We start from the raw sequence: 11,899 nt of genomic DNA, 5'->3' as shown, positions 1-11,899 counted from the left end.
GGCGCGCAAGCGCATGACTCAAGGCGCTGTCGCAGCACGGGAACGGGGTGAGACCACCTACGTTCACAGACTGGCCAGTTCGAATCAGCAGATCCAGGACCGGTACACCTCGGTGATCGAGTCAGAGGGCTGGAAATTCGCCGGTATCCACGAAGATCCTTCACACCCCAAGGAGCGCTGGGTGATGGCCTTCGAGCGCGCAGGCGAGTCGAGCGGGACACGTACCCGATCCTCTTAGCACGCCGAGTGGCTGTTGCCGTTCCGATCTTGAGGGTTGGGCGTCGTACGGGAGTCTCCATCGGGTGACCGCAGTCGGCCGCGTTCTCCTTCAACTCCCCGCACCCCGAACAAGGTTGTTCAGCCGTGTCCGCACTGACCGGATGGTGCCTCCGCCACCGTCGGCGTCGGGATCCGGCCGCGTCGCTGGGCGCGCTCGCCGTGCCGTACGCGACGCTCGGCACCAGGTACTCCGACGCGTTCAACCCTCGACGGAAGTCAGCCGGCCGCTCCCGGTCGAGGTTTCCGCGGCATCCTCAGGCCTTCGGCCGGTCCGGTGCGTAGAGCGCCTCGATGTCCTCGGCGAACTTGGCGACCACGTATCCGCGCCGGACTTTCTGCGAGTGTGTCAGTTCCTCACCCACAGCGAACTCTCGGCTCAGGATGCGGAACCTCCTGATGGTCTCGGCCGCGGACACCGTCCGGTTGGCCTCGTCCACCGCGGCCTGGACGGCCGACCTGAGTTCCGGGTCGTGGCGGATTTCCTTGATGTCGGCCGCTCGCGGCCGGCCGTGTTCGAGCATCCACCGGGTGAGGAATTCGGGGTCGAGGGTGATGAGCGCACCGATGTAGGGGCGTTGGTCGCCGACGAGCACGCACTGGTCGATCAGCCAGTGGGCCCGGAGCCGGTCCTCCAGCGGAGCGGGGGCGACATTCTTGCCGGCGGCGGTGATGATGAGGTCCTTCATGCGGCCGGTGATGGTCAGATACCCGTCGTCCAACTCGCCCACGTCACCGGTACGGAACCAGCCGTCGGTGTCGAACGCCCCATCCGTGGCCTCCTTGTCATGCAGGTAGCCACCGAAGACGTTCGGCCCCTTCACGAGCACTTCGTCCCCGGGACCGATGCGTACCGCCCAGCCGGGCAGCGGGCGGCCGACGCTGCCGACACGCTGGGCGGCCGGCAGGTTGAGGGTCACTCCGGAGGTGGTCTCGGTCAGCCCCCAGCCCTCCAGGACGGTCACTCCGGCACCGCGCCAGAAGTGCCCGAGGCGGGCTCCCAGGGGCGCGCCGCCGCTGCACGCGTAGGCGACCCGGCCACCCAGCGCGGCCCGCAGCTTCCCGAACACCAGCCGGTCGAACAGCCGGCGCCTGCCGCGCAGCCACAGGCCGGGGCCGCCGTGGTCCAGGGACCTGCTGTAGGCGACAGCAGTGGCTTCGGCGGCGCGGAACAGTCTCGCGTGGCCGCCCTCCACGGCCGTGCGCTGAGCGGTGTTGCGCAGTTTCTCGAACACCCGCGGGACGGCCAGCAACAACGTGGGCCGGTAGGTCCGCAGTTCGGTGGGGAGGTTCTTGAGATCGCTGGTGTGCGCGACCTGCGCGCCGTTGTGCACGGCGGCGAGCCCGACGACCCGCGCCAGAACGTGGGCCGGCGGCAGGAACATCAGGATCGTCGTGTGTTCGGTCAGGACCTTCTCCCCGATCCCGTCGGCGAGGGCGACGTTGCGCACCTCGGCGACCAGATTGCCGTGGCTGATCAGACAGCCTCTGGGTGTGCCGGTCGTGCCGGAGGTGTATACGACGGTCGCCAACTCGTCGGCACCGACCGCACGCCGCCGCCGCTCGACCCGTTCCGGGGAGATCGGCCGGCCCAGCTCGACGAGGTGCCCGAGCCCCTCGTCCATCCGCCACACCTGGCCCACCGCTGCCACCCCGGCCTCGGCCAGGACGCGTTCCCGCCCCTCGTCCTCGACGAACGCGGCCCTGGCACCGCTGTCGCGCAGGATCCACGCGACCTGCGTCGGGGACGAGGTCTCGTACACGGGTACGGTGACCGCCGCCGCGGTCCAGATGGCGAAGTCGCACAGCATCCATTCGTAGCGGGATGCCGACATCAGCGCGATCCGGTCGCCCGGCGCGATCCCGGCCGCGATCAGGCCCGCAGCCAGCGCCCGGACCTCGTCGGCGAACTCCCTGGAGGTGACGGTCCGCCAGACACCGTCGACCTTGCGGGCGAACGCCTCGTGGTGGGGGCGATGTAGAGCGTTGTCGACGATGTCGTCGGTTGCGTTCACGTGAGGCGACGTCACGTACCGCGCCGGGGTGCGCCACGTCCCCGAGTCCGGTGACTCCTCCATACCCTCATAGTGCCGCTCGCGTGAGGCCCCGCAAGGGGCCCAACGGCACCATGCGCAAGCCCACCGGCCCAGGACGGACCGAGGGACGGACATCCCACTATGGAGTCATCCCGCGGAGGAAGGATTCCCCGTGCCGACAGGGCGGTCCGCGGACACGGAGCACCGATGACTCTCCAACGACATCCCGCAGACGTACCACCGGGCTACCCGCTCGCGTACGAACGCGAAGTACGGCTCGGTGACGGTCGACGCGCCGCGATCCGGCCGATCGTGCCGTCCGACGCTCCGGCCCTGGCCGCGGCGATCAGGTCGGCGGACGCCGAAACACTGCGCCGGCGTTTCCTGGGCGGCTCGCCGCGCCTCACGCCGGAGCTGCTGACGCGGCTCACGACGCTGGACTACAAACTCCGATTCGCCCTCATCGCCACGGAGGCCACCTCCGGAAAGGGCATCGCCGTCGCACGCTACGAGCATGTGGCCGACGGTGTCGCGGAAGTCGCCGTCGCGGTGGACCCGGCCTGGCGCCGGGTCGGGCTGGCGACCGCGCTGGTAGAGCTCCTGGCCCAGTCGGCGCTGGAGCGGAGTATCCACACCTTCAACGCCTCCTACATCGCCGAGAACCGCCCGGTGACGGCACTGTTGTCCCTCGCCGACATCACCGCTCCCCGCGCGATCGGACAAGGACTGGCCGAGTCCGAAGTGGAACTCGACCGCGCCGGCGTCGCCGCGGCCGTGCGTGCGCTGGACACGGACCGGACGACGCCGCGGCGGGGGAAGAGCGCGGCCTTGTCCCGCGACGAGGGCCTTGGTGAGAGGCATGCCGACGTGACGACCGAGTAGGCGGTCGACCGCGCGGCAGCGAGCCCGCCGACTGCGGGCCGATCGGCGACCGGCGTCGCGACCGCGCACGGCTGCTCGGCTTCGTCACCTCACCCGTCGGTCTCGTCGCCGCACTCGTCGGCGGTGCACGGCCGTCCCCGAACGGCCCCGCAGTGTGGCGGCCGGCCGAGGGTGCCCGGCGCCGCCGGGAGCATCGGCCCGGCCCCGCCCGTCCGCGGCCGGAGTCGCCGCCCGTCGGCCGAATCCGGCACTCGGCAGGTTGCGGAAGCGAACGCGGCCGGGCCGCCGGGGTGTCGCGCCACCTGGGCGGTGACGCCGCAGAAGAGCGACCGCTGGTTCCGGGCGTACGTCGCTCCGACCGCGTCGGGGTCATGCCTCTCGCATACGTGGGCAGCACGGCGGGGCGGCGGCTCGTGGTGCGACTTCCCGGACGGGTGATCGGCCGCACCCCCAGATCCGCGAACGCCCCTGTGGTTGCGGTCCTGTTCGGCCCATGACATGGCCCGAAGGGCTCAAGCCCGTCGCCCCGGCGAGAGGGACATTGATCGTGCAGCGAGGCGACGCACAAGGAGGGCCGTCACGTGAACACCGCCCTGTCCCCAGAAGGAGAACCCTCCCGCCGGCCGGAACCGTCGCACCCATCCGCGGTCCACCACAACCCCGAGGCGTCATTGCCGGTGCGCCTGTACCGGCGCGCCGTGCCCGCCCGCCTCAGACGGGCCCTCGTGGAACGCACGACCCCGCAGGCCCGCGCGCGCGTCAAGCAGCGGATCGCGAGCCTGCCGTCGGTGCACCGTCTGCTGGGTGTCGTGCGCGCGGCATGGCTGGTGCGCCGGCATCCCGGCCTGCTCGCCGAGCACGACCGGGAGGTGCGGCTGGTCCTCGATGTACCCAAACTGGTCCTCGTACGCCCCGGCATCTCGCCGCTGGCGGCGCGCAACGCCAACGCGGCCGCGGTCCGCACGGCCCTCGACGGGGCGGGTCTCGACTACTTCTGCGTACGCGGTCGCAGCAGCACCTCCGCGGTCGTCGCCGTCGCCGCCCGGGACCGGGCGTCGGCTCTGCGCGCCCTGGAGCGGGCGGGCCGCGAGCGTCCCGGTTACGTGTGTGCCGTCGACGGTGTCCGGCGTGCGCGGCGTACGACCCGGCCGGCGTTCAGTCACCGCACCTGGCGGCGGCTGGCGCGGGCGGACGTACTCCGCATGACCTGGTACTACGGCGATCAGCGAGAGCAGTTGACTCTCGGCTCCAAGTACGGCTGCGACATCGAGTTCTGGGCCGCCGACGACGAGACGGGAGACCTGTTGCTGGCGCCACGCCCCAACCGCAGCGCCGAGCAGGTGCCGCGCGCCGACACCCCGGTGCACGTCCCCGACACCCTGTTCACGGCGCTCGCCTCCGCCGACCGCCCGTTGCCCCTGGTGCGCACCCGCAAGGAGTTCGCCCGGCCGGCCCCCGAGGACGTCCGGTTCCCCGTCGACGTCGTGTACACCTGGGTCGACGGGCAGGACCCGGAGTGGGCACGGCGCCGGGCGGCCTGTGCGGGACAGGCATACCACGAGGAGGCGGACAACGCGGCCCGGTACCTCAACCGCGACGAACTGCGCTACTCACTGCGGTCGCTCGACCAGTACGCCCCCTGGGTGCGCACGGTCCACCTGGTCACCGACGACCAGGTCCCGTCCTGGCTGAACGCGGGCATGCCCGGTCTCCACGTCGTCAGCCACAAGGAGATCTTCGACGACCCGAGCCTGCTGCCGACGTTCAACTCCCACGCCATCGAGAGCCAACTGCACCACATCGACGGCCTGTCCGAGCACTTCCTCTACTTCAACGACGATGTGTTCCTGGGCCGCCCCGTCGTCCCCCAGGACTTCTTCCTGGCCAACGGCCTCACCAGGTTCTTCCCGTCCCCGGTGCTCATCCCGCCGGGCGAGCCGACCGAGTCGGACGTGCCGGTGGCGGCCGCGGGCAAGAACAGCCGCGCCCTGGTGGAGGCCACCTTCGGCACGGTCATCAGCCAGAAGATGAAACACACACCGCACGCTCTGCGGCGCAGCGTCCTGTACGAGTTGGAGACGAGGTTCCCGGCCGAGCACCACGCCACGGCCGGCCACCGTTTCCGCAGCCTCGACGATGTCTCCTTCGTCTCCTCGCTGCACCACTACTACGCCTTCCACACCGCCCGCGCTGTCCCCGCCCAGGTGCGCTACGCCTACCTCGACGTGTCCCACCCCGCACTCGCCACCCGCCTCGAAACCCTGCTGGCCCGCCGGGACAAGCAGGTGTTCTGCCTGAACGACACCGTCTCCGCCGAACAGGAACTCGACACCCAGCAAACCCTGCTCACCGCCTTCCTGGAGACGTACTTCCCGATCCCCGGCCCCTACGAGCTCGACCGCCCCGGCGGGTGAGATGCGGACCAGTCGGCGAACAGGTCATGAGGGGGCGTTCGAGCGGGGAACATCGCCTGTTCCAGGATCTTGAAGACTTGAAGAGCTGTCGGCAGACGGTTCGTTCGAGGCGATGTCGTCCGTCGCGTGACGCCTCGCTCTCGGCGACCGGTCGGGACGACGTACGTCTTCGCGGCAGGGTCGTGCCGCACACTCCGCTGCGCCGAGGTCGAGACCTCGGAGCACGGCCTGGGCCGACCGGTGGTGACGAACGGCGCCCACAACCCGCGGTACGCCGAGATCGACGCCTCCCGCAGACGGCCCGTGAGCCGCGCAGTGGTCCGAACGGCCGCGCTTCAGGGCCGAACGGACCCGGAACCCGGCGGTGTCAGGCGCCTACGGTGACAGTGAAGCCCACCGACTCAGGGACGGAAGGCAGCCGACCATGACGCTACGAATCGAGCACGTGCACGCGGTGGAGATCCTGGACTCCCGCGCCCGGCCGACCCTCTCGGTGACCCTGCGCACCACGGCCGGCATCACCGTACGCGCCGGCGTGCCCTCCGGCGCGTCCACCGGTACCCGGGAGGCGGTCGAACTGCGCGACGGTGACCAGTCACGCTACGGCGGCCAGGGGGTCACCGGGGCGGTGGCACACGTCAACGGCGAGATCGCCAAGGCGCTCGTCGGCCGGCGCTTCGGCTCCGCGGCCGAACTCGACGCCGTACTCGTCGAGTTGGACGGCACACCGACCAAGTCCCGGCTCGGGGCCAACGCGATCGTCGGCGTCTCCGTCGCCGCCGCCCGCGCCGAGGCGGCAGCTCGCGGCCAGGAGTTGTGGCAGCGCATCTCCGAGACCACCGGAGCCCGACCGCTGCTGCCGGTCCCGCACTTCAACGTCGTCAACGGCGGCGCCCACGCCGCCAACAGCCTGGACTTCCAGGAGTTCATGCTCGCTCCGCTCGGCGCGCCGAGTCTGCCCGAGGCCGTACGGGCCGGGGCCGAGGTCTACGCCCGGCTCAGGGCCCGCCTCGCCGCCGCCGGGCATGCGGTCGGACTGGGCGACGAGGGCGGCTTCGCCCCCGCCATCGACCGGCCCGAAGACGTCCTGCACCAGCTGGTCGAGGCCATCGACGACGCCGGATACACCCCGGGCCGCGACGGCATCGCCATCGCCCTGGACCCCGCCGCCAGCGAGTTCTACCGCGACGGCCGCTACCGCATCGCCGGCCAGGACCTGACCTCCGCCCAACTCATCGACCGCTACGAGGAGATGACCGACCGCTTCCCCGTCTGGTCCATCGAGGACGGCCTCGCCGAGAACGACTGGGACGGCTGGACACAGCTCACTGCTCGCCTGGGGACACGGATCCAGCTCGTCGGCGACGACATCTTCGTCACCGATCCCGCCATCATCACCGAGGCCGTCGACCGCAAGGTCGCCAACGCCGCCCTGATCAAGGTCAACCAGATCGGCACCGTCACCGAGACCCTGGAAGCGATCCGGATCTGCCGCGAGGCCGGTTACACGCAGATGGTCTCGCACCGCTCCGGCGAGACCGAGGACACCTTCATCGCCGACCTCGTCATCGGCGCCGGCTGCGGCCAGCTCAAGTCCGGTGCCCCGGCCCGTGGCGAGCGCATCGCCAAGTACAACCGGCTGATCGAGACGGCGGACGCCCACCCGGAGCTGCCGTTCGGCCTGACGAGCGACCGGTGACGGCCAGCGACAGCTCCAGAACGTGGACAGCAGCCACCACCTGATCGGCACCGGGACCGAACAACCGTACAGAGCCCCGGCAGCGCGCCTCGGACCAGGCTCGCCGCGCCGACCACACCCGTGAAGATCCCGTACGCGGTGGCCCAGCACCCGGACTGGACCAGCTCGGCGACCCTCGCCCGCCCCTCGCCGCGGCTGATCCACGTTCGGGCAGAGCGGCCACCAACGCCCACCTCCGCACTGCTGCGAGAGAAATCGAAGGCCGCTAGAACTGCGCGAGGGCAGTTTCCCCTTCGGGCCGGCCCCTGTACGGCCCCTGGGTCTTGGCATCGGTCCTCAGAACAGCTGCCCGAGCCGCGAGCGGTAACCTCGGTCACCAGCTCCACCGCAGGTCAATGACCTGCTCAGGTGGGGCTCGAACTCACGGCCGACGGATTATGAGTCCGTCAGGGATCTTGGCGGCCCTTGTCGATCAGTGCCGATTCACGCCGTTCATGCAGGTCACATGTGCTGATCCAGGTCAGTCCTGCGTGGTCCTTGTCGATGCGCTCCTGTCCGTGTGGCCCCTCCAATGGCCCCTGGGGATCGATGAGTTGGATGCCCACCACAGAAGCTGCCGCGTCCGCGCAGTTCAGCCAAGGAGATAGAGCCCTCGCACAGCGGATTCCCCTTCCCCGCGTGCTGAGCTCTTCAGAAGCCGGTTCACCTCCACGCACACCCGGAGGGCGCGCGTATCGTGCGCGGATCCGGGCTCCGTCGCGCAAAGGCCACCGGCCCGGCGGGCCTTCTCTGCCAGCCGTCATCCTTTCGGCGGGCAAGGGACCAGCTGGTCGTGGACGTGTGGAGGCATGACGCGCGCATGCTCGGCGACTGTGTCGAGGAACGCTGTGGTCAGTGGGTCGGGACTGGACCGGGTGTAGGCGGTCAGGGTGCGGCGTACGGGCGGGTCGGGGCGGAGCAGACGGCCGGCGAAGTGGGGCGGGACGACGTTGGCGGGGACCAGCGCGGGGCCCAGGCCGGCCGCGGCGAGCAGGGGTGCGGCGGCGGTCTGCTCGGTGCGTACCGCCGTATGCGGGCGGAATCCGGCCGCAGCGCAGGTCCGGTCGAGGATCTCGGCGAGGCCGTTTCCTGCGGCGTAGTGCACCCAGCTGCGGTCGGCGAGGGTCTCGAGCCGTACGCGGGTGGCGCCCTGCCCGGCGGCCGGGTCGTCGGCGGAGACGACCACGACGAACTCCTCGGTGCCCAGCTCGCGCAGCAGACCGTCCCAGCTCGGCGGTCGTGGACCGACCGCGAGGTCGGCGTGTCCGGCGGTCATCATGTCGTGGAGCTCCGCGGCGTGCCGGTGCTCCAGCAGGCGTACCTGAATCTGTGGGTGGGTCTTGTGCCAGACGTTCAGGACCGACGGGAGGACGCCAAGGACGACCGAGTACACGGCCGCAAGCTGGAGCTCGCCGGCTTCCAGCCCGGCCGCACGACGGGCCGCGGAGCGGGCCCGGCCCGCGTCAGCGAGGGCGGCGCGGGCGTGAGGCAGCATCGCGCGGCCCATCGGGGTCAGCCGGACCGAGCGCGGGAGGCGTTCGAGGAGGGGGCCTCCGCTGTCCCGTTCCAGGGCGCGGACCTGGTGCGAAAGAGCGGGCTGGGAGACATGCAGCAGCTCGGCGGCACGGGTGAAGGACCCCGTGTCCACGACGGTCACCAGGTATTCCAGCTGCCTCAGCGTTGCCATACATCTAGTTTATGACAGCGGTAGAAAGCATGTCTTGGACGAATCAATTGGGCATGGCGCAAAGTCGATGCGACAGAGCCGTACGCACCGGAGTGCGGTGTGAATGAAGAGGTGCCTCCATGTCTGATTCCCCTCCCCGCCACGTTTCCCCGGCTCTCGAAGGTCGGCGCATCGTCGTCCTCGGCGCAGGCTCCCGCATGGGCCGGATCCTGGCCGCGCGGACGTCGGCCGCCGGGGCCGAACTGATCCTCGCGGGCCCGGACACCGGCAAGCTCAAAGGGACGGCCGACGAATTGCCAGGAGCAGCCAGGGTGCTGGCGCTCGATCTCGCGGACGAGGCCTCGATCGCCGCGTTCGCGACCGAGGCCGGCGCCTTCGACCACCTGGTCTCGACGGCGGCGATGCCGGCCAACGGGCCGGTAGCCGAACTCGAACTCGCAGCCGTGCAGCGAGCGTTCGCCGCCAAGGTGATCGGCCCGCTACTGCTCGCCAAGCACCTGGCCGGTCAGGTGCGTGAGGGCGGCTCGTTCACCTTCTTCTCCGGTGTGGCGGCGTGGCGACCCGCACCGGGCCGGGTGGTGATGGCCACCACGAACGGCGCGCTGGCCTTCCTCGTCGAAGCCCTGGCGGTGGAACTCGCCCCGCTGCGGGTGAACGCCGTCTCCCCCGGCATCGTCGACTCCGGGGCCTGGGACGCCATGGGCGACGGCAAGGAGGCGTTCCTGCGCCGGACCGCCGAGAGCAACCCCGCCCGCCGCGTCGGCACCCCCGACGATGTCATCCAAGCGGTTCTGTTCACGCTCACCAACCCCTACGTCACCGGCAGCGTGCTGCACGTCGACGGCGGCGGACGCCTCGCCTGAGTCGACCCGACGACCCCTCACACGAACGGAACGACGCATGAGTACCCATGACGTGAGCGGTCTTCCACTCGCCGGAGACCTGATCGCCGACGGCTTCCAGGGCTGGCCTCCGCACCTGCGCCAGGAATTCCGGCGCAACGCATTCAACGGGCACGTCGGCCGGACGCTGCTGAGCGAGACCGACCGGGTGCGCGTGTGGGAGATCCGCCTCGCCCCGGGCGAGCGCATACCCGCCCACCGGCACGTCCTGGACTACTTCTGGACCGCGGTCACCGACGGCCGCAGCCGCCAGCACACCGACGACGGCACCACCCGGGAGGTCGAATACCAGGCGGGCGACACCCGGCACTTCACCTTCCGATCCGGCCAGTACCTCCTCCACGACCTGGAGAACACGGGTCCTACAACCTTGGTCTTCAACACTGTCGAGTTCAAGGACGGCCCCAACGCTCCGCTGTCCCTGCACAGTTGACGGACAGGGCCCGGACACGGTCACCAGCCCCGCGAGTTCGACAGGGCCGACGCCGAAAGTGGTCGGCGGACGCGTCCACTCCCTCGGGTGCCCCTGCATGAAGCCGCTCGCCGAGTCCAGCGCCGTACATCACCGGCTCCACCCCGAGGGAGTTGAGCCCGTCGCGGTCGTCATCCACTCCGCCGCAGGTCAGAGAGGTTAGGTCTCCCCGAGCGGCGCGCGTGACCCCGGACTCCAAACCCACGGGCAGCGGATTGAGTCCGTCCAGGCAAAGTTGACGCTCCAGCACCCTTGCAGGACGGCGGGGAAGACACAAACCGACTGACGGGCGCCTCGTCGGCCCTCGCAGGGCGGCACCTGGCGACGCCGGATGATCCGCCACCCCGCGGCTGCTGCCCGGATACGACGCCTCACCGCGCCACCTACTGCGGCCGACGACCGCCACAGCCACGCTCGCGCCGCCTTCCAGGTCTGCGTCGCCGACGGTGATCGGCGCTTGAGCGCGTCAGCTCCCGTCCCACAACCTCACCGTTCTGTCGGCGCCGCAGCTGGCCAGCAGCCGTCCGTCGGGACTGAACGCCAGAGCCCGCACGGCACCGCGGTGGCCGATGAGAGTGGCGGTCGTGGCCAGGTGCGCAGGGTCGGCGACATCCCACAGGGCCACGGTCGCGTTCTCGCTTCCGGAGGCCAGCAACCGCCCGTCAGGACTGAACGCCACCGCATACATCTGCCCCGCGTCCCCGCGACTGGCAAGGGGGAGGGCGGCTGTCCCAACAGGGTGAGCCGGGTCGGTGACATCCCACAACATGACGGCTCCGCTCCGCCACGACCCGAAGGTGCCGGTGACAACGCCGGAATCCCCGCTTCCGGTGGCCAGTAACCGTCCGTCCGGACTGAATCCCACCGAATGGACGGCAGGCGCCCCGCCGGAAGAGAGCTTCTTCGGCCAATCACGGACCTGCGGCCGGACGACGGCGGTCCGCACCGGATGCGTCGGCTCACTGACATCCCACAGGACACCGGTGTTCTTGTCACCGGAGGAACCCGTGGCCAACAACCGTCCGTCCGGACTGAACATCACCGTACCGACGGGACCTGACAGCCAGACGTGCCGTTGGTGGGTGGCAGCGGCGCAACGGGTCGGGCGTGCCGGGTCGGTGACGTCCCAAAGGATCACAGTTCGGTCGCTGCCGCAGGCAAGTAACCGCCCGTCCGGACTGAAATCCACTGCGTGGACACCACCCTGCCGCCAGCCGTCACGCACCAACCAGCCAGGGCGTCGATGGACAAGAGTCGCCGACCGGGTCACGTGTGCCGGGTCGGTTACGTCCCAGAGGATCACCGTCCGATCGCCGCTTCCGGACGCCAGCAGCCGCCCGTCCGGACTGAACCCCACCGCGTTCACCGCTCTGCCGTGGCCCGTGAGGTCGGCGGCCCGGGTCACGTGTGCCGGGTCGGTTACGTCCCAGAGGATCACCGTCCGATCGCCGCTTCCGGACGCCAGCAGCCGCCCGTCCGGACTGAACCCCAC

8 protein-coding genes and 1 pseudogene are annotated in these 11,899 nt (G+C 70.4%); 5 read left to right on the top strand and 4 right to left on the bottom strand.

Annotated features, from left to right (window positions below; all coding sequences use genetic code 11):
• Nucleotides 1-533: 533 nt before the first annotated feature.
• Nucleotides 534-2,291: an AMP-dependent synthetase/ligase gene (locus AB0I51_RS02510; RefSeq protein WP_362970579.1), complete on the bottom strand. Its 1,758-nt coding sequence runs from the start codon at nucleotides 2,289-2,291 to the stop codon at nucleotides 534-536.
• A 228-nt stretch (nucleotides 2,292-2,519) separates the two neighbouring features.
• On the opposite strand from AB0I51_RS02510, the gene AB0I51_RS02505 reads away from it, so the two are divergent.
• From AB0I51_RS02505 to eno, 3 genes are all read left to right on the top strand, one after another.
• Nucleotides 2,520-3,194, top strand: a complete 675-nt coding sequence (locus AB0I51_RS02505) for a GNAT family protein (protein ID WP_362970577.1) — start codon at nucleotides 2,520-2,522, stop codon at nucleotides 3,192-3,194.
• A gap of 677 nt (nucleotides 3,195-3,871) precedes the next feature.
• A complete protein-coding gene (locus AB0I51_RS02500; RefSeq protein WP_362971129.1) occupies nucleotides 3,872-5,608 on the top strand; it encodes a stealth family protein in 1,737 nt (578 codons plus the stop codon).
• Nucleotides 5,609-6,032: 424 nt separating this feature from the next.
• Nucleotides 6,033-7,307 (top strand): phosphopyruvate hydratase, encoded by a 1,275-nt coding sequence (eno, locus tag AB0I51_RS02495; RefSeq protein ID WP_362970575.1) that lies wholly within the window; start codon nucleotides 6,033-6,035, stop codon nucleotides 7,305-7,307.
• A gap of 799 nt (nucleotides 7,308-8,106) precedes the next feature.
• On the opposite strand, the gene AB0I51_RS02490 is transcribed toward eno, so the two are convergent.
• A complete protein-coding gene (locus AB0I51_RS02490; RefSeq protein ID WP_362970573.1) occupies nucleotides 8,107-9,033 on the bottom strand; it encodes a LysR family transcriptional regulator in 927 nt (308 codons plus the stop codon).
• Nucleotides 9,034-9,152: 119 nt separating this feature from the next.
• Between AB0I51_RS02490 and AB0I51_RS02485 the strand changes: the two genes are divergently transcribed.
• Entirely contained in the window at nucleotides 9,153-9,896 is a 744-nt protein-coding gene (locus AB0I51_RS02485) for an SDR family oxidoreductase (protein ID WP_362970571.1), read from the top strand.
• A 37-nt stretch (nucleotides 9,897-9,933) separates the two neighbouring features.
• The gene (locus AB0I51_RS02480; RefSeq protein WP_362970569.1) at nucleotides 9,934-10,368 is read left to right on the top strand and encodes a hypothetical protein; all 435 of its coding nucleotides are present in this window, start codon (nucleotides 9,934-9,936) and stop codon (nucleotides 10,366-10,368) included.
• A 505-nt stretch (nucleotides 10,369-10,873) separates the two neighbouring features.
• Here the strand turns inward: AB0I51_RS02480 and AB0I51_RS02475 are convergent.
• The gene (locus AB0I51_RS02475) at nucleotides 10,874-11,086 is read right to left on the bottom strand and encodes a hypothetical protein (protein WP_362971127.1); all 213 of its coding nucleotides are present in this window, start codon (nucleotides 11,084-11,086) and stop codon (nucleotides 10,874-10,876) included.
• 138 nt (nucleotides 11,087-11,224) lie between these two features.
• Nucleotides 11,225-11,899: pseudogene (locus AB0I51_RS02470) on the bottom strand (hypothetical protein); the annotation flags it as partial.

The organism is Streptomyces sp. NPDC050549, assembly GCF_040655035.1.
GTDB lineage: Bacteria > Actinomycetota > Actinomycetes > Streptomycetales > Streptomycetaceae > Streptomyces.
The sequence above is the reverse complement of the archived record's forward strand: the minus strand, read 5'-3'. Positions and strand labels throughout refer to the sequence as shown.